General features: G+C 64.1%; 10 protein-coding genes. 7 read left to right on the top strand and 3 right to left on the bottom strand.

From position 1 onward, the window contains the following. Window positions 1–57: 57 nt before the first annotated feature. Window positions 58–543, bottom strand: a complete 486-nt coding sequence (locus EBB56_RS04250; RefSeq protein ID WP_124803033.1) for a YajQ family cyclic di-GMP-binding protein — start codon at window positions 541–543, stop codon at window positions 58–60. 27 nt (window positions 544–570) lie between these two features. Then, window positions 571–1,191: a GNAT family N-acetyltransferase gene (locus EBB56_RS04255; RefSeq protein ID WP_124803035.1), complete on the bottom strand. Its 621-nt coding sequence runs from the start codon at window positions 1,189–1,191 to the stop codon at window positions 571–573. A 317-nt stretch (window positions 1,192–1,508) separates the two neighbouring features. Here EBB56_RS04255 and EBB56_RS04260 point away from each other — a divergent pair, with 317 nt between their 5' ends. Continuing rightward, window positions 1,509–3,071: a RimK family protein gene (locus EBB56_RS04260; protein WP_045992570.1), complete on the top strand. Its 1,563-nt coding sequence runs from the start codon at window positions 1,509–1,511 to the stop codon at window positions 3,069–3,071. A gap of 78 nt (window positions 3,072–3,149) precedes the next feature. Then, complete coding sequence (cobO, locus tag EBB56_RS04265) at window positions 3,150–3,755, top strand: cob(I)yrinic acid a,c-diamide adenosyltransferase (protein ID WP_124803037.1); 606 nt, start codon at window positions 3,150–3,152, stop codon at window positions 3,753–3,755. 212 nt (window positions 3,756–3,967) lie between these two features. On the opposite strand, the gene EBB56_RS04270 is transcribed toward cobO, so the two are convergent. Next, window positions 3,968–10,651 carry a retention module-containing protein gene (locus EBB56_RS04270; RefSeq protein ID WP_124803039.1) on the bottom strand — a complete coding sequence of 2,228 codons (6,684 nt, stop codon included), beginning with the start codon at window positions 10,649–10,651 and terminating at the stop codon, window positions 3,968–3,970. 870 nt (window positions 10,652–11,521) lie between these two features. Between EBB56_RS04270 and EBB56_RS04275 the strand changes: the two genes are divergently transcribed. The 5 genes from EBB56_RS04275 to EBB56_RS04295 all read left to right on the top strand — a co-directional run bounded on the left by EBB56_RS04275 (window position 11,522) and on the right by EBB56_RS04295 (window position 18,847). Next, window positions 11,522–12,868 carry a UDP-glucose/GDP-mannose dehydrogenase family protein gene (locus EBB56_RS04275; protein ID WP_108133717.1) on the top strand — a complete coding sequence of 449 codons (1,347 nt, stop codon included), beginning with the start codon at window positions 11,522–11,524 and terminating at the stop codon, window positions 12,866–12,868. Between the two features lie 10 nt (window positions 12,869–12,878). Beyond that, a complete protein-coding gene (locus EBB56_RS04280) occupies window positions 12,879–14,792 on the top strand; it encodes a glycosyltransferase (RefSeq protein ID WP_124803041.1) in 1,914 nt (637 codons plus the stop codon). A gap of 90 nt (window positions 14,793–14,882) precedes the next feature. Next, window positions 14,883–16,451 carry a PilZ domain-containing protein gene (locus EBB56_RS04285; RefSeq protein WP_124803043.1) on the top strand — a complete coding sequence of 523 codons (1,569 nt, stop codon included), beginning with the start codon at window positions 14,883–14,885 and terminating at the stop codon, window positions 16,449–16,451. Window positions 16,452–16,532: 81 nt separating this feature from the next. Further along, complete coding sequence (locus EBB56_RS04290; protein ID WP_185696382.1) at window positions 16,533–17,411, top strand: polysaccharide lyase; 879 nt, start codon at window positions 16,533–16,535, stop codon at window positions 17,409–17,411. A 179-nt stretch (window positions 17,412–17,590) separates the two neighbouring features. After that, entirely contained in the window at window positions 17,591–18,847 is a 1,257-nt protein-coding gene (locus EBB56_RS04295; RefSeq protein WP_124803045.1) for an alginate lyase family protein, read from the top strand. Window positions 18,848–18,851 lie beyond the last annotated feature (4 nt).

Below are 18,851 nucleotides of genomic sequence, written 5' to 3' on the forward strand. Positions count from 1 at the left end.
CGCAGGGCCACTCGCCTCACGATGCCGGCAACAGAGACATGTCAGCCGCCGATCCTGTCAGTCGCGGAAATTGTCGAACTGCAGCGCCAGATCAGGGCCCTCATCACCGCGCAGCAGTGCCATCACACTTTGCAGGTCATCGCGCTTCTTGCCGGTCACGCGTACCTTGTCGCCCTGGATCTGGGCCTGGACCTTGAGCTTCGAGTCCTTGATGCGCTTGACGATGTCCTTGGCTTCCTTCTGCTCCAGCCCCTGCTTGAGGGCGACCGTCTGACGCGCCTTGACGCCGGACAGCTCAGCGTCCTGAACGTCCATGATGCGCGGGTCGATGCTTCTGGCGCTCAGCTTGTTGCGCAGGATGTCGAGCATCTGCTTGAGCTGGAAGTCGACCTCGGCGTGCAACGCCACGGATTCATCGGACAGCTCGAAGCCGGCGTCGACACCGCGAAAGTCAAAGCGCCCCTGAACCTCACGGTTAGCCTGGTCCACGGCGTTCTGGGCTTCGTGGCGATCGAATTCGGACACAATATCGAAAGAGGGCATGCTCGCTCTGCTCCGCTGACAAAAACGCTAGTCTACCATCGACGGCGACCCGCAGGGTGTCACTACCGAGTCCTCCCCGGATGTCACGGAGGACGGCTCGGAAGGTGGTGTAGAAGACGGCGCCGAAGATGTCGCTGGAGCTGCCACGGACGGTGAACCCTGAGGCACGACGGCAGGCTGCTCTCGAGACAGGCCCAGCGACTTGACCATGCGCCAGGCGGCACAGCCATCCTCGTAGTAGTCGTCGAGCCAGCAAGCCAGGCGAAAGCCCGCCCGTCGATAGAGGCCGAGAGCAACACGATTGTCGGCCCGCACCTCCAGCGTCATGCGCTCGCAGCCACGCTTGCGCCCGTCACGCTCGAGCGCCTCGAGCAAGGCCTTTCCCACTCCTTGGCCACGCGCCTCGGGGGCCACACACAGCGAATAGAGGCGCGCTGCGCGGCTGTTGCGGCGAAACAGCAAGGTACCGTAGCCGAGCGGCAAAACGGAGCCGGTGGCGTCCTCGGCGATCAGGGTCAGCCCATGGGCGCGCTGGAGCAGGTGGCGCAATTGGCGACGAGTGAAGCGGTCCCCCGAAAAACCGCGACTCTCCAGTCCCTCCAGGGCATCGAGATCGCTTGGGGTGGCCGAACGCAAGGCAAGTGGCATAGTGAGAGGTCCCGTCTCGGCAGCCCGACGCCCGACTCGGGCGACGTGTGTTATCTGTTGATTCTGTCTGGCCCACACGGCGCTGTCAGCCGCCGCCAGAATGAATATTTTTCACTTTCTTGCCGTATTGCTTTGCCGCCAACCCAGGCGCATCCTGCCACCGTCGGCCCTGACCTCTACCCCGACTCGTGCGGTGTCCTCCGGCTTCGGGCTATCACCTTGTTTCGGCCTTGCTTCACCCTTGCTCCGCCATTGTCTCGTCCCAGTTTCGCCCCTTGTCTCGCCCCTATCTCGCCCCTTGCCGAGGAATTCTTGCGATGTGCGCCCTGCGTATCGTTGTCGACCGCCAGCGCGACTGGCAGCCCTACCACCCCAGTGACGATGTGATCGACGCCGACCACTATGTCGACGCCGCGGACATCGCCGATGCCAAGGCCACCTCGGGCGCCACCAGCGCACAGGTCATCAACCTGTGTTCCGACCTTGGCTACCTGGGCCGAGGCTACTATGTCTCGCTGCTCGCCCAGGCGCGAGGCGCCAGAGTGATCCCCAGTGTCGATACCCTCAACTCCCTGCGCCGCAAGTCGACCACCGACATGCAGCTCGAGGGCCTTACCGGACTGCTCGATGAGCTGAGCCGGCCCGCTGCAGTCGAGCGACTCGGCGATGACGTCCATTTCAGGGTGCTGTTCGGCGAATGCGTCGAGCCCCTGCTGGCACGCGTCGCCCGCCGCCTGTTCGAGCGCCTGCCCTGTCCGCTGATGGAGGCGCGCCTGAATCGCACCGCCCAGGGCTATCGACTGGTGCGGCTGCGTCCGCTTGCGCTTGGGCGGCTTCATGAAGACGAGCAGGACGCCTTCGCTCGCGCCCTCAATCGCCATTCGCTGAAGATCTGGCGTACCCCCAGGGCGCGGAGGCGCTATCGCTTCGACCTGGCCATGTTGATCGACCCTGAAGAACACCTGCCGCCCAGCAACAAGGGCGCGCTCAAGCAATTTATCCGCGCCGGTCGGCGCCAGGGCATCAATGTCTCGCTGATCACCCATCGCGACAGCGCCCGGCTGGCCGAGTTCGACGCTCTGTTTCTGCGCCAGACCACCGCCCTCGACCACCCCACCTGGCGCATGGCCCGGCGTGCCGAACACGAGGGCCTGGTGGTCATCGACGCGCCCCAGGACATTCTGCGCTGCACCAACAAGGTCTATCTGCATGAACTGCTTCGCACCCGGGGGGTCGCCGCTCCCGAGGGACTGTTGCTCAAGCGTTCGGATAGAGCACGTCTCCTCGAGCAGACGCAGGGTCTCAGCTACCCGAGGGTGCTGAAGGTCCCCGATGGCGCCTTCTCCCGTGGCATCGTCAAGGTGACATCCAGCGAATCGCTGGCGCGGGAAGCCGATACCCTGTTCAAGAGCTCGGACCTGCTGTTGCTGCAGGAATGGCTGCCTACCGAATACGACTGGCGCATCGGCGTGCTCGACGGTGCTCCGCTGTTCGCCAGCCGCTACTACATGGCCCGCGGCCATTGGCAGATCTACGATCATTCCGGTGCTCGCACCCGCAGCGGCGGCTTCAGCAGCCACCCCATCGACGAGGTGCCGGCCGCAGTGCTGCGTGCGGCGCTCAAGGCCACCCGGCTGATCGGCAATGGCCTCTACGGTGTCGACCTCAAGCAGGTCGGCGACCGTGTACTGGTGATCGAGGTCAACGACAATCCCAACATCGATGCGGGCATCGAGGACAGCGTGCTGGGTGCGGCGCTCTACGATCGCCTGATGGAGGTCTTCGCCAGACGCATGGAGGCGCGCCGACAGGCACGCTCGGCTAACACGGCTTCGCCCCAGGCGGGACGCCAGAGCCTTCCAGCCAATGATCCCGGCTGAGGCGGAAAGGCGTATCCGGGCTGACGCCGGCGTCCACCTCGGCTACCCTGCGCTTTTCACCAGACAGCGGGAGCCGGCATGAGCGAGCAGGACAGAAACACCCGACACAAGAAGGCCATGGAGAAGCTCAAGTCCCACGTCGACGCCAAGGTCGCCGCCGCCGACGAGGAGCGCGGGCTGATGCTGGTGTTTACCGGCAACGGCAAGGGCAAGACCACCGCCGCCTGGGGCACCGTCACCCGCGCCCTGGGTTACGGCTACCGGGTGGGCGTGGTGCAGTTCATCAAGGGACTGTGGGAGTGCGGAGAGCGCGACCGTCTCGAGGCCGACGACAACCTCGAGGTGGCGATCATGGCCACCGGTTTCACCTGGGATACCCAGAATCGCGAGTCGGACACCCAGGCATGCCGCGAGGTCTGGCAGGAGGCCAGCCGCATGCTGGGCGACCCCGAGGTCTACCTGGTGGTGCTCGACGAGATCACCTACATGCTCAAGTTCGGCTACCTGGACATCGACACCGTGCGCACGGCCATCGCCAACCGGCCTGCCGAGCAGACGGTCATCATCACCGGGCGCAACGCCCATCGCGAACTGGTTGCCATGGCCGACACCGTGACCGAGATGCAGGAGGTCAAGCACGGCTTCACCAATGGCCTCAAGGCCCGCCGCGGCATCGACTTCTGACCACACCCGACGCCAGCAAGCGCCGCGAGCGACGATAGGCACCTCGCGCCGCGTGCCACAAGAGCCGCTCGACCCGACGACACAGAGCCCGACGCCAGCCGGGCTCTGTTGCCTGTCACTCGCCGAGACCGGACAGTCCTGCCCGGCGTCGGCCTCCCCCGGGTGCGCCGAGGGAGACCGCTGCCCTGCAACTCAACCTGCTATTCCACCTGCTACTCCACCTGCAACTGGCCGTCGTCGATCATCTGCTGCAGGAAGGTCGCCGAGTCCTGTCCCCCCATATCGACGCCATTGAGGGTAATGACCTGATCGGCATCGCCTCCTGTATTGCCGATGCCACCATCGCTCTTCACGTACAACACGGTATTGCCGCTACCGTCCTCCTCGGCGTAAAGATAGTCATTGACGCTTGCCTCGGTCGCTCCATCGAGTAGATCCGCCATCTCCAGGCGATCGGCCTCGGCGTCACTGCCGACCTCCCCCAGGGTAAAGTCATTGATCTCATCACTGGCAGGCGCAGCACTGGTCCCAGCGTCGCCATCATTCCAGGCGACCACATCGGCACCGGTGCCCAGATCGATGATATCGTTGCCCGCGCCGCCATCGAGCGTATCGTTGCCCTTGCCACCAACCAGGGTGTCATTACCTTCGCCGCCAAGGAGGGTATCCCCCCCGGCGCCACCAATCAGGGTATCGTTGCCATCGCCGCCGTCCAGGGTGTTGCTACCGCCATCATTTCGCGTGTCGTCGATCAGATCGTCGAGATTGTCTCGGATATAACCGATCATTTCGCCATCGGTGGGTTCGGTACCACCATTGACTCCCCACTTGACGTATTCGTAGAGCCCTTCGTAGCCCAGGCCGTCATGCCCGCCCGCGGTAAAGACCTCACCTGTGTCGGTATTCGTCCAGGCCAGATGGTCACTGTTGAGCACATCGCCGATCAGGATGTCGCCGCCGCCTCCGCCCGACAGGACGTCATCGCCAAGTTGCAGAAGCCCTCCTGCGGCTTCCTGGATGGCACTGTTGAGACCGTCCTCGTCGTTGACGATCTGAACCTGGCCGACCGGATCATTAAACGTCGTACCGCCAATGGTCAGGCCTCCGGTGCCATCGACGTTGCTGTTGTCGAAGTACTCAAGCGTTTCCTCGTTGATCCCGTTGCCGATGCCGATAGCGGCCACCTCGACTTGCGGATAGCCAGCTCCCGGCGTGGTTGGTGCAAGATCCTGGAACGCTTCCAGGGAGTTGTTCATGACGGGGACGCTGTTGTTTCCCCCGGGGCCGTAGCGGCCGGGGGTGCCATCTCCATCAGCGTCGTCCAGATAGAACGTCGGCTCACCGTCGGTGAGAAACAGGGCCAGGTTCTTGTATCCGGGTGTCGACGTGTATTGTTCGCTGAAGAACTCCTGAGACTCACGGAAGCCCGCCTCGTAGTTGGTGCCGCCTTCGGCCACCATGGCGTCGATAAAGGCCATGGCGGCGGCCAGATCCGAAGCGTCAAAGTCTTCGATAGTAATCGAATCGACCCCGACCACACCGCCACCGTCCGTACCAACCCGGACGCCACTGTCAAAGTCCACGATCTGCAGATTGATGGTCCCACCGTAGGTCTGGAGATGGACAAGAAGATTCTCCAGGGCGTCCTTGGCCAGCTGCATCCGCGTCTTGCCGGCGGTGCCCGACGCATTGCCCATGCTGCCCGAGCTGTCGATGATCAGTGACAGGTTGTAATTCTCCGGCTGCGCCTGGGCCACCCCGCCGGCGTCGCCGATCAGCACGTCGTCGCCATCACCACCGGCCTGTTCGCTGTTGTCGTTGTCATCCACGTACAGGGTATCCGGCGCCTCTCCGTTAAGGGTCAGGGTGCTCTCGAGCCGATCGCCGTCGCCATCGACACCGACCAGACCGAGGGGCACCTCGAAGTCCTCGCGCTGCTCGCCGCTGCGATGGTTGATGTCACCCAGTGACAGATCGCCAGGGGACTCACTGCCACTCTGCTGCGCCTCGATGGAGACCGCCTCGAAGGGGCGATCGTCACCGGTGCTCAGGCGCACCTCCCAGCCATCCTTTAAGCCGTCGACCTCAATGCCATCGCCGGTATCGACCAACAACACCCTTCCCGTGACATCCACGCCCCGAGCGTCGAACACCTTGACGTCATCGACGCTCAGATCCATGGCGGCACCGCTGGTCGCCCCTGGATCACCGTTGCCTGCGCCTTCAGCATCGAACACGACGGCAGAGAGCAACAGAGCGGCGGTGACACCGTTGGTCACATGGACCTTCTGCGAATAGCTCGTCAGGCCAACGTGGTCCTGCCACTCGGGCGTCGTCCCGGAGGCGCTAACGCCCTTGAGCGCATCGATGCGTAGGGTCCCGTCGGTACCAAGGGCGATACGGCCGTCGCTATCCTGGTCGGTCGTTCCCGATAGCAAGAGGTCGTTGACCGCGACGTCATCACCGGCGTGCAAGGCCAGGTAGTCACCGATCGTCTGGGCATCTGCCGGGCTTGAGTCGAACGCCTCGCCATTGGTGATCGCACCGATCACCTCGACGCTGTAGCCGTCACCTGCTGCGTTGAGGGTGACGCTGAAGCCGTCCTCGGCACCGTCGGCGCTTTCGGCATACAGCGTCGTTCCATCAGCGCTCAAACGATAGCTCAGCGGCTTGCCGTCGACCCGCAGCGCGTTGCCCTGGCTATCCGTCGCCGGCTGTCCGTCGAGGGCGGCGGCAAAGACCACCTCCCCGACCCCATCGGCTCCGACGTTGGGCCCGAAGTCCAAAGTGCCGTTGCCACTCTCCAGGGCGTGCTCCGCCTCGGAGAACACCTGGGGCACGTCATCCTTGATGTCGATGGTCAGGGTGGCCGGATCACTGGCGTCACCGTCGGAGTCGGTCACCACCACGCTGAAGGCGTCCTGCACGGCGTCGCTGGCGGTGCCCTGGCTGGTATGGTCCGTGCTGTTGTCGGTCAGGGTATAGCGATACTGATAGGTCCCCGCGCTATCCTTCCACACCTCCAGGGTGCCGAGGTCTCCGTCGACCTCGACCGGACTGGCCTCGGTGCCGTCGGTCACATCGATACCATCGATCTCCACCTTGGCCAGGCTGTCGCTGCCGGTGTCGATGGCGAGCGACCCCAGAGTGGTCTCGAGGTCGGTGGGGGCCTTGCTCCCGCCGTCGTCGAGACCCGCCTCGTCCACTTCGTTGTTGCCCGAGGCGTTGGGCGACTCGGGATTGACCTCGACCTCGGGTGTGGCGTCCACAGTGATCGTCAGGGTCGCGCTGCTGATATCACCGTCGGCGTCGCGGATCGAGTAGTTGATCACCGCGTCACCCTCGAAGCCGTCGGCTGGCGTGAAGGTGATATTGCCGCTGGTGTCGACGCCACTGATGGTGCCGCTGCCACTCTCCAGCTTCACGCTGTCGATATCCATGGTGATCGGTCCATCGGCACCAGGGATATCCTTGCCCCCGGCCGTGCCGTCGAGCACATTGACGGTGACCGGCTCGCCCTCGTCAGTCTGGACCTCGTCATTGACGGCCGCGGGCACGTCATCCTTGATGTCGATGGTCAGGGTGGCCGGATCACTGGCGTCACCGTCGGCGTCGGTCACCACCACGCTGAAGGCGTCCTGCACAGCGTCGCTGGCGGTACCCTGGCTGGTATGGTCCGTGCTGTTGTCGGTCAGGGTATAGCGATACTGATAGGTCCCCGCGCTATCCTTCCACACCTCCAGGGTGCCGAGGTCTCCGCCGACCTCGACCGGATTGGCCTCGGTACCGTCGGTCACATCGATACCATCGATCTCCACCTTGGCCAGGCTGTCGCTGCCGGTGTCGATGGTGAGCGACCCCAGAGCGGTCTCGAGGTCGGTGGCGGCCTTGCTCCCGCCATCGTCGAGACCCGCCTCGTCCACCTCGCTGTTGCCCGAGGCGTTGGGCGACTCGGGATTGACCTCGACCTCGGGCGTGGCGTCCACGGTGATCGTCAGGGTCGCGCTGCTGATATCACCGTCGGCGTCGCGGATCGCGTAGTTGATCACCGCGTCACCCTCGAAGCCGTCGGCCGGCGTGAAGGTGATATTGCCGTTGGCGTCGACGTTGGTGATGGTGCCGCTGCCGCTTTCCAGGCTCACGCTGTCGGTGACGAAGGTGTAGGGACCGTCGGCCCCGGCCACGTCAGGCTCGCCCGCCGTACCGTCGAGCACATTGACGGTGATCGGCTGGTTCTCGTCGGTCTCGGCGGTGTCATCCTTGGCCGCGGGCACGTCATCCTTGATGTCGATGGTCAGGGTGGCCGGATCACTGGCGTCACCGTCGGAGTCGGTCACCACCACGCTGAAGGCGTCCTGCACGGCGTCGCTGGCGGTGCCCTGGCTGGTATGGTCCGTGCTGTTGTCGGTCAGGGTATAGCGATACTGATAGGTCCCCGCGCTATCCTTCCACACCTCCAGGGTGCCGAGGTCTCCGTCGACCTCGACCGGACTGGCCTCGGTGCCGTCGGTCACATCGATACCATCGATCTCCACCTTGGCCAGGCTGTCGCTGCCGGTGTCGATGGTGAGCGACCCCAGAGTGGTCTCAAGGTCGGTCTGCGCCTTGCTTCCGCCGTCATCGAGACCCGCCTCGTCGACCTCGCTGTTGCCCGAGGCATTGGGCGACTCGGGATTGATCTCGATCTCGGGCTCGTCGTCCTCCACCTCCACCCGCCAGGTCGCCTGGCTGGTATCACCGTCGTTGTCGGTCAGGGTATAGAGGATTTCGGCGGTCCCCTCGAAGCCCGCCGCCGGAGTAAAGGTGATGGTACCGTCGGCGTTGAAGTCCAGGCTGCCGGCGGTGCTGTCCACCAGTTCTGCAGCGGTCAGCTCGGCGCCATCGGCACCGAGCGTATCGGCGCCTGGCCCATCGTTGATAACGTTCAACATGACCGGAGCATTGTCGGACACGCCGATAGTCTCGTCATCCTTGGCCTCGGGCACGTCATCCTTGATGTCGATGGTCAGGGTGGCCGGATCACTGGCGTCACCGTCGGAGTCGGTCACCACCACGCTGAAGGCGTCCTGCACAGCGTCGCTGGCGGTGCCCTGGCTGGTGTGGTCTGTGCTGTTGTCGGTCAGGGTATAGCGATACTGATAGGTCCCCGCGCTATCCTTCCACACCTCCAGGGTGCCGAGGTCTCCGTCGACCTCGACCGGATTGGCCTCGGTACCGTCGGTCACATCGATACCATCGATCTCCACCTTGGCCAGGGTGTCACTGCCGGTGTCGATGGTGAGCGACCCCAGAGTGGTCTCGAGGTCGGTCTGCGCCTTGCTTCCGCCGTCATCGAGACCCGCCTCGTCGACCTCGTTGTTGCCCGAGGCGTTGGGCGACTCTGGATTGACCTCGATCTCGGGCTCGTCGTCCTCCACCTCCACCCGCCAGGTCGCCTGGCTGGTGTCACCGTCGTTGTCGGTCAGGGTATAGAGGATCTCGGCGGTCCCCTCGAAGCCCGCCGCCGGGGTAAAGGTGATGGTACCGTCGGCGTCGAAGTCCAGGCTGCCGGCGGTGCTGTCCACCAGTTCTGCAGCGGTCAGCTCGGCGCCATCGGCACCAAGCGTATCGGCGCCGGTCGTATTGGTGATGACGTTGATACTCACCGCCGTATCGTCGGTGGTCTCGACGGTAGGATCGTCTTCAGCGCGGGGCGCGTCATCCACGATCAAAATGTCGAGCGAGCCGCTGGCGCTACTGCCGTCCACGTCCACCGCCTGGACATTCAGGCTCTCGAGATAGCCGCCATCGGTGGCGCCGGCAACGCTGTCATTGTCGACGTTGTCGGTCAGTTCATAGGTGTAGCTGACGGTGCCCCCTGCGGCCGACCCGGTGAAGCCGGTCAGCGTCACCACACCATGATCGGTGACGATGGTGACCGGCGAGGTCCCCAGGGCATCAAGCTGGGCAAGCGTCAGGGAAACCGGCCCCACCGTCAGGGTGGCCAGGCCATCAGGTGAATCAAACCCAAAGGAGCCGGTGCGAACCAGCTGGGTGGTGTCGCCACGGCTACCGCCGGCCAGGTCCGCTTCGAACAGCACCTGCTCGGCGCCAGCGGCACCGATGGGCAGCTCGCCAGGGCCACCGGGACCATCAGGACCACCGGGGTTACCTGGGTCACCAGGGCCAGTGGGATCTTCGGGGCCGTCGAGACCGGTCAGGGTGACACCTTCGTCGTCATCGCCGGGATCCACCGCGTCGACACCGGTGAAATCGCGCTCGATGGGACCATCGCGCCCCTCAAGGCCAAACTGGAAGGCCAGCGGATCTACCGTCTCCACGATGCGCAGCAGACGGACAAAACCACTGCCCTCGTCGTCCCCTCCCCCGCCGGTGCCGCCGGCCGCCGGATCCTCAAGATCATCGAACAGGTCGCCTTCGCCGGAGTCGATGGCGGCCAACAGCTCGTTGAGTTCCTCGTCACCCAGCACGTTGTCGGCCTGCTCGGCGATCTGGGCGAGAGCCGCGAGTTCATCGTCCGTGGAGCCGGACGCTTGGGTTCCCTCGGGTACCGGTGCGTCAATGCCGACAGCCGCGCCGGCCGTCACCGGGCTGCCCAAAGGGGTCGCGGGTGCAGCAATGGGCGCCGAGTCGTCGGAAATCTCCACAATCCCCTGATCGACCAGCGAAGGGCCGGCCGGCTCGGTGGTGGAAGGCAACAGGCGCACCTGTCCGCTACCGGAAAGTGTCACGGGGTCGCCGACGCCACCGGGCGAAATCGAGATTTCACCACCCTGTGACGTCACCAGGCGCTCCCCGTCGCTGATCACGTCTCCCGGCCTGAGTTCGCGAAGGCTACCATCGGTGCCCTGAACAAAAGCCTGCCCCTGTACCATCACCACCGTCGCCGTGCTCATGTCGCTTCCCCTGATGCTCGTTGTCGTTTATCGAGCGCGCCCAAGGATATTTCTGTCCTCGATAACGCACCTTATCGGCACACTGTGGAAGCAGTATTAGCGAAGCTTTTTTATAACTAGCATTGGACTCAAGTACAGTGGTTTTGGGAACCATCTATTCCATTGATGTTTTATGCAAACTTCTGAAAACAACGCTCATATAATTAACGCCAATAACTTCGCGTCATTCATACTTAACTAACACCAATAATGGCGATAAACCTCATACTCTCCAGTGGACGCATGTGAGCTTCGGTCCCTCCTGGTTCCCCTGTTCGACCCATATTCAAAGCCTAAGCCACTGTTCAACAAAGCATTCCTCCCCTCAGCCGCTGATGACACTGTTTCACTGCCGGGTCGTCCAGCTCGACGTTCGCAGCGGCTCGACGCCTGGCGGCTCTGCCGCTACTCGGCGTCGATAACGTCAGCATGGCGATCGTCATGCCGCAAAAACCGTCTCAAGCATGATGCTCCGATCGGGTGCTGATCGGAGAAACGTAAGAAAACAGTGTTTTCACTTTATTATCAATAACTTATAACACAAAAAACCATTGGCGTATCCATAGAGCAACATATAACTAATTGATTTCTAATGCTTTATACGAACGTCGCGCACCATTGTCTGTTAATGGCGACATTCCGCCCGACCATCGGCCATCCCGGAGAACGCTCACTAGAGCACGACTCACAATAAGTTATTGTTTTTAAAATACAAAAAGATAAATGGATCGATCCTTGCCCTCATTGCGGTCAGAACAAGGCTTTCCCGGCGTATCTCCGACGCCCGAGGCAAGGCCGCCAATATCACAAGCGACGGCAAGGAGTGAGTTCATGAAAATCACGATTCACGGCTCGGGTTACGTAGGACTGGTCACCGGCGCCTGCCTGGCCGATGTGGGACACGACGTGATGTGTGTGGACGTCGATCAGGTCAAGGTCGCCCGCCTCAAGCGCGGTGAGGTACCGATCTTTGAGCCAGGCCTCGAGGATCTGATTCGCCACAATATGGAAGACGAGCGCCTGACCTTCTCCGATAGCCCGGAGGAAGGAGTGGCCCATGGCCTGTTGCAGTTCATCGCGGTGGGAACGCCCCCTGACGAGGACGGCAGCGCCGACCTGACCCACGTGCTTGGCGTGGCCCGTACCATCGGCCAGCACATGGACGGATATCGCGTCATCATCAACAAGTCCACCGTCCCGGTGGGGACCGCCGACAAGGTTCATCAGGCGGTGGCCGATACCCTGGAGGGACGCCAGGCCGAGGTCGACTTCGACGTCTGCTCCAACCCGGAATTCCTCAAGGAAGGCGCTGCTATCGAGGACTTCTCGCGGGGGGCGCGGATCGTCATCGGTACCGACAGCGACAAGGTCCGCAAGCTGATGCGCGAATGCTATGCCCCCTACAGCCGCCAGCGCGACAAGCTGATGTTCATGGACGTGCGCAGCGCCGAACTGACCAAGTACGCCGCCAACGCCATGCTCGCCACCAAGATCAGCTTCATCAACGAAATCGCCAACCTGGCCGAGCACCTGGGTGCGGACGTCGAGCAGGTCCGCCACGGTATCGGCAGCGACCCGCGTATCGGCTACCACTTCATCTATCCCGGCTGTGGCTACGGCGGCTCCTGCTTCCCCAAGGACGTCAAGGCACTGGCTCGCACCGCCAGCGAGGTCGGCGCCCCCGCCCGCATGCTGCAGGCGGTGGAAACGGTCAACGACGCCCAGAAGACGCGGCTGTTCGACAAGCTGGAACTGGCGCTCCACGGCAACCTCAAGGGCCGCACCATCGCCCTGTGGGGACTCGCCTTCAAGCCCAACACCGACGACATGCGCGAGGCGCCGAGCCGGGTACTGATGGAACAGCTGTGGCAAGCCGGCGCCCGGATCCAGGCCTACGACCCCGAGGCCTCCGCCGAGTGTCACCGCATCTACGGCGAGCGCTCGGACCTGTGTCTCTCCAAGCAGCGTGACGCTGCCCTGGAAGGCGCCGACGCCCTGGTCATCTGCACCGAGTGGAAGGCCTTCCGCACCGTCGACTTCGACAAGATCGCGCGCACCCTCAATCACCCGCTGGTGATCGATGGACGCAACCTCTTCTCACCCGAGGACGTCGAAGCGGCGGGTCTCGAATACTACGCCATGGGTCGCGGCGCCTCCCTGCAACACCCCCGGGTGTAAGGACGCCACCATGTCATCGCTACCCAAGCACACCTCCGTGGCCAGCAAGGCCACGGAGCTGACCACCCTGGCGCTGCTGCTGTCGCTGCTGATCGTGCTGGTCAGCGAGTTGCCCTCCGAGGTGTTCTCGCCGGCGTCGAAGAGCTTCTTCTTCGCCATTGGCGCGGTCGGTGCGTGGCGCTATTCATGGTGGTTCGTCCAGGCGCTGCGATCGGTGTGGTACAACCGCCGCGTCTTTCCACAGATGCGGGCCGAGGCCGACGCCCTGGGAGAGTCGGGCAAGCCGTCAGAGCTCTACGTGCTGTGCACCTCCTTTCGCATCGACCCCGACGTCTGCTTCCGGGTCTACGACGCGCTGATCGAGGAGACGCGGCACTATGGCGTGCCGACCACCATCTTTGCCTCGGTCTCGGACCAGACCGACGTGGACATCATCTCCCACGTACTGCAGGAACACCGCTGGCCGTCGCACATCGAGGTCCGCTACATGTTCCAGAAGGGCGACGGCAAGCGCTCGGCGATGGCCGAGGTGCTGCGTGCGATCTCGCGCCGGGCCCCGGCCCCCGACGCCCTGCTGGTGTCCATGGACGGGGATATCCTGCTCGAGCCCGGAACCCTGGAGCGCTCGCTGTCGTTCTTTGCCCTGCGCGATGATCTCGGCGCCCTGACCACCAACAACAGCGCCATCGTCACCGGCAACGACGCCACAAAGGAGTGGTACGACCTGCGTTACGCCCAGCGTCATCTGGTGATGAGCTCGATGTCGGTGTCCGAGCGGCTGCTGGTCCTGACCGGCCGCTACAGCGCCTTCCGCGCCGACCTGGCGACCCACCCGGACTTTATCGACATGGTCGAGAACGACCACGTCGAGCATTGGCGCTTCGGCAATTTCAAGTTCCTGTCCGGGGACGACAAGTCGACCTGGTACTGGTTGCTCAAGAACGGCTGGAAGATGCTCTACCTGCCCGATGTCTACGTCTCGGGATTCGAGGAGCTGCCGGACCGCAAGCGCTTCTTTGCCTCGACCACCGACCTGATGCGTCGCTGGTACGGCAACATGCTGCGCACCAGCGGTCGCGCCATTGCCCTGGGGCCGAGGCCGATGGGGCTATTCACCTGGTGGAGCCTGATCGACCAGCGGCTGTCCATGTGGACGACCCTGATCGGCCCCATCGTGGCGATCCTGGTGACGCTGTTTGTGCGGCCGTCGTTCATCTTCGCCTATGCCCTGTGGATCCTGTTCACCCGCGGGATCTCCACCTCGATCCTGGCCTGGCAGCGTGGTCGCTTCAGCCTTCTGTGGATCCCGCTGATCTACTACAACCAGGTCTACGGCGCCCTGCTCAAGACCTACGTGAGCTTTCGCTTCAACCGTCAGAAGTGGTCACGCCAGGGCATCTCCGCCGGCGAGCCAGGTGATGAAAAGGCGGTTCGCCGCCAGCGTCGCATGGGTCACCTGCTGCATGGCTTTCATGTGTGCCTGATGTTGTTCGTGCTGACCCTGGCCACCGGCGTACTGAAAGTACCTGACGCTACCTCGCTGAAGATCCTCGAGCGTGCAGGCCCGGTGCCCAGCGACAGTGCCGAGCTGCCTGACGCCAGTCGCTGGCTGGCCAGCCGCATCGAGGATGGCTCGGGCGAGCTGCGCCTGCCTGCCGGCGAGCTGCGGATCAGCGATCGGCTGATCGAACGCCTGGGCGCAAGCAGCATCGGCGAGGCCACCAATCTCAGCGGCAGCCCCCAGGGCACCACGCTAGAGGTCCCGCCGGCGTTGATCGACCGCCTCAAGGACGCCCAGGGGACCACTCCAGCCCCCGGCGATCTGTTGAGCTGCACCGACCAGCAGCGCTGCTCGCTTGATCTTCACGACACCAGGCTGTCGCTGAGTGACCTGCGCATCCAGGTGCAGCCACGCCACGGCTGACAACGACGACACGGCCACACTTTGTCGCTGAGCCGCATGTACGGCCAGACACCGCCACGGCTCAGCGAATACTGACTTCAGGACACCGATATGAGCGATTACTTCGACGACAAGGACACCTCCACACCTCGCCACGAGCCCACACACCAGCCGGAACCCGCACCGCGCGCCGAACCCCATCTGGGCGATACGCGCTCCCAGCCGCGCCAAGAAGAGGCACCGGCAGGCTCGGGACTGGCCCATGAGCGCCGCGATGAGCGCCGCTACATCCGCGTTTCGCCGACCTTCGAGGTGCGCTTCGATGACGGCAACCGCTTCCGCGGGCTGGACCTGTCCCAGGGCGGCTTCGCCATCGAGAGCCCGCGCCCGATGCGCCAGGACGCTAGGGTGCGCGGCAGCATCGCCATCACCACCGCCAGCGGCGAGCTACTGGTGCCCGTGAGCGCCCAGTGCCGCCATAGCCTGGCGCTGGAAGGTCGCGGTGGTGCACACCACGCCGGCTTCGAGATCACCGACATCTCCCCCTCCCACCTTGAGCTGCTGCGCCGCGTGGTCCGCGCCCACCTGGCCGGCCGACCGCTGGACGTCGAGCAGATGGTCCAGGGCGAGGATGCCCAGACCCCACGCAAGCGTCGCGGCACCGGCAGCACGCCCCAGGCAGCGGCTCGTCCGCCGAGGCCCATGGGCCGCTACGTGGCGCTGTTCATCGGCTTCGCGGTACTCGCGGTGGTGGCGGCGGCCACCGCCTACCGCAACTTCATGCTGATCGAGCCCAACTTCGCCGCTGTCACCGCGCCACGCATCGACATTCGTGCACCGAGCCCCGGCATCCTGATGGCGCACGAGCTCAAGGCCGGTGACCGTGTCACACGGGACGAGCAGCTCACCCGGGTCAAGGACGTCGATCTGGAGTCCGACCTGATCCTGGCCGAGGCCGCCCAGCGCTACAACAGCCAACTGATCGAGAACCTTCAGGAAAACCTCGACGGCGCCAATGGCGGACAGGTCAGCCTGGCCAACTCCGCCGAGCCCGGCAACGGTGACGCCGTGAGCTTCGAGACGGTGTCCCCGGACATCGCTCGTGCACGTATCGATCAGTTCGAGACCGCCCGAGACTTCCAGGCGTCCAGGGTCACCGCGCTGCAGGCGCGCCAGTCCCAGAACGAGATCTACAGCCCCTGCGACTGTCTGGTGGCGTGGGCGCTGTCGAGCTCCGACGGCACCTACATCAACGAAAGCGAAAAGATCATGACGCTGATGCGTACCGGCGACGACGAGGTCATGGTCGAGGCGCTGGTGCACATGGACGACATCGATCGCATCGAGCCCGATCAACTCGCCTATCTGTCGCTGCCCAACGCCTCCGGCCCGATCAGCGCTCGGGTGCGCAGCGTGGCGCTGGACATCGAGCGCCAGCCGCGCGCCGGCTTCCCGAGCTGGGTACGCCAACAGCAGAACGTCGCCAGCGTGCTGCTGGTACCGGAAAAGCCGCTGCCGGTGGAAAGCGTCGGTACTCCGGTGGACGTGCGCTTTACCGAACAGGCCCTGCTGGGCGCCACCGCCGAGTGGATCTGGCAGAGCGGCCGCCGGGTGGTCCAGCAGGCCAGCCAGCTGTTCTCGGGCATTGGTGACAACGACGCCGCCGACACCGCCGGCTGAGCCACGCTCTTTCTTTACACGTATCCGTCCCACTTGCCACGACCACCGCGGTGGTCGTGAGCCAACAGGAGTACGAACGCCATGTCGACACTGACGACGCGCCTGTCCGCCACCCTGCTGGCCATCTGCGCTACCCAACCCGCCCTGGCGGACAACGGCGCCAATGACAGCGACGCCGATCAGCAGAGCCCCGGCGTCCCCCAGGTCGCCGCCTGCTCGGCGCGCCATCCGCTGGTCGCCTCACCCGCCCCTGCGCTGGGTGAGAAAAGCGCCCACGACGCCATCCGCGAAGGCTTCGACACCACCCGTACCTGGGGCACCGAGGAGAACGTCGAGCTGTTGCCGGGTCATTCGGCGACACCGGCGCTCAGGGTCCTCTATCCCGAGGACACCTCCTCGCCTGGGGACACCGACACCGGGGGCGCCGGCTTCTACACCGAGCCTTCCGCGCTCGAAGGGCGCGATCACGCCTGCCTGAGCTACCGGGTTCGCTTCGAGAGCGGGTTCAACTTCGTCAAGGGCGGCAAGCTGCCGGGGCTCTACGGCGGCGAAGCGCCCAGCGGCGGTGACGATGTCACCGGCGAGAATGGCTTCTCCATGCGATACATGTGGCGCGAAGACGGCCAGGGTGAACTTTACGAATACGTGGTCGGCGGCGAGGGCGACTACGGCGACTCGGTGGCCCGAGGCCGCTTCACCTTCCCCACCGGTCAGTGGGTCACCCTGGAGCAGGAGATCATCCTCAACGACCCCGGCAAGGCCAACGGCATTGCCCGGGTGTGGGTCGATGGTCGGCCGGTGCTCGAGCAGACCAATCTCACCTACCGTACCGACGACGACGTGCACATCGATGGCCTGATGTTCTCGACCTTCTTCGGTGGCCATGGTGAGGACTGGCGCACCCCCAGTGACCAGCATGCCGACTTTGCCGACTTCCGTTTCTACGCCCCCCGTTCATGATCGCGGCGCCCCCAGGGGCGCCGCCAAGGAGACGCTTGATGCACCCATCCCATGGCTCATCCCCCGGTCCCCTCCCCACCCGAGGCCTGGGCCCATCGATGCCGGCATTCGAATCCGGCCGGTGCCACCACTTCGACCAACGCTCGGCAAATCCGCTCAAGCGTCTGGCACACAGAGTGATGGGATGGCCGACGGCCAGGTTGTCGGGAAAGCTGGCAACGGGCCTGACGCTCGGCCTGACGATGGGTGCCACCCTGGTATCGTCCGCGCACGCCATGACCCTGGAAGAACGGGCCGAGCTGGACCTCAGCGACTACCGAGTGACCAGACCTGACGCCTCCTACTTCGATGTAGAGGCCCGCATGGAAACACTGGCCGACACCGACAACTCGATCCTGTTGCAGGAGCTCGATCAACTGACCAACGGACCCAGCTGCCAGCAACTGCTGGCCCAGGAGCCGATCACCACGCGCCTGCGGATCCCCGGCTATTATCCCAGCCCCAAGGAGTGGGAACTGGCATCCGAACCCCTGTTCGACTTCGAGGACAGTGTGTCGATGCTCGCCGGCTCCTTCGTGGCCACCGGCGACACCTACTACGCCGACTGCCTGGTGACCTTTCTCGATCAATGGGCCCAGCACGATGCCCTGACCGACTTCCACTACGATCCCAAGGAGCCTCAGGCCTGGTTCGCCACCGAATCGATGATCTTCGCCGCGGGCATGGCCTACTCGGTGGTGCGTCCCCGCGTCGAGGGCAGCGACCAGGCCAAGCAACGTGTCGAGCAGTGGCTCAACCGGCTCGCCCACAAGCACGCCGCCATTCAGGGGCAGCCCGGCAACAGCTGCTGCAACAACCACTTCTACCGCCGCGCCCTCTACGCCAGCATGATCGGCGTGATTACCGAGGACGATGAGCTGTTTCGCTTCGGCGTCAGCGCCATCCATTCGGCGCTCTCCGACATGACCGAGCGCGGCGCCTTTCCGCTGGAGATCGAGCGTGGTCGTCGCGCCACCCACTACCAGAACTATGCGCTGCTCTACTTGATCACCAACATGCAGGTCATCGCCCGCCAGGGCTATGACATCTTCGAACTCGAGATCAACGGCCATGACATCCACGACGCCGTGGACTTCGCCATGACCATCTTCAACGATCCCGAGGCGCTTGGAGACCTGGCGCCCCACGAGCAGTACACCGGCTTTCTCAAGGACAACCAGTACTTCGCCTGGATGGAGATCTATCAGAGCCGCTTCGATGACCCGCGCATCGAACGGTTCCTGGCCCAGGTGCGTCCGGTCTACAACCGCAGCGCCGGCGGTTACCAGACGTTGTACTTCATGTCACCCGAGGCGCAGCAGCACCTCGTCGTCGATGAACAGGAGCGCGAGACCACCGCCTTCGAGGGTCTCGACGACGACAGCGCGTCGCAGTGACAGC

The organism is Halomonas sp. YLB-10 (assembly GCF_003856855.1).
GTDB lineage: Bacteria > Pseudomonadota > Gammaproteobacteria > Pseudomonadales > Halomonadaceae > Halomonas > Halomonas litopenaei.

Coding starts and splice junctions, on each gene's coding strand:
- EBB56_RS04250 (WP_124803033.1), bottom strand. CDS start 543: ATGCCCTCTTTCGATATTGTGTCCGAATTCGATCGCCACGAAGCCCAG.
- EBB56_RS04255 (WP_124803035.1), bottom strand. CDS start 1,191: ATGCCACTTGCCTTGCGTTCGGCCACCCCAAGCGATCTCGATGCCCTG.
- EBB56_RS04260 (WP_045992570.1), top strand. CDS start 1,509: ATGTGCGCCCTGCGTATCGTTGTCGACCGCCAGCGCGACTGGCAGCCC.
- cobO (WP_124803037.1), top strand. CDS start 3,150: ATGAGCGAGCAGGACAGAAACACCCGACACAAGAAGGCCATGGAGAAG.
- EBB56_RS04270 (WP_124803039.1), bottom strand. CDS start 10,651: ATGAGCACGGCGACGGTGGTGATGGTACAGGGGCAGGCTTTTGTTCAG.
- EBB56_RS04275 (WP_108133717.1), top strand. CDS start 11,522: ATGAAAATCACGATTCACGGCTCGGGTTACGTAGGACTGGTCACCGGC.
- EBB56_RS04280 (WP_124803041.1), top strand. CDS start 12,879: ATGTCATCGCTACCCAAGCACACCTCCGTGGCCAGCAAGGCCACGGAG.
- EBB56_RS04285 (WP_124803043.1), top strand. CDS start 14,883: ATGAGCGATTACTTCGACGACAAGGACACCTCCACACCTCGCCACGAG.
- EBB56_RS04290 (WP_185696382.1), top strand. CDS start 16,533: ATGTCGACACTGACGACGCGCCTGTCCGCCACCCTGCTGGCCATCTGC.
- EBB56_RS04295 (WP_124803045.1), top strand. CDS start 17,591: ATGGGATGGCCGACGGCCAGGTTGTCGGGAAAGCTGGCAACGGGCCTG.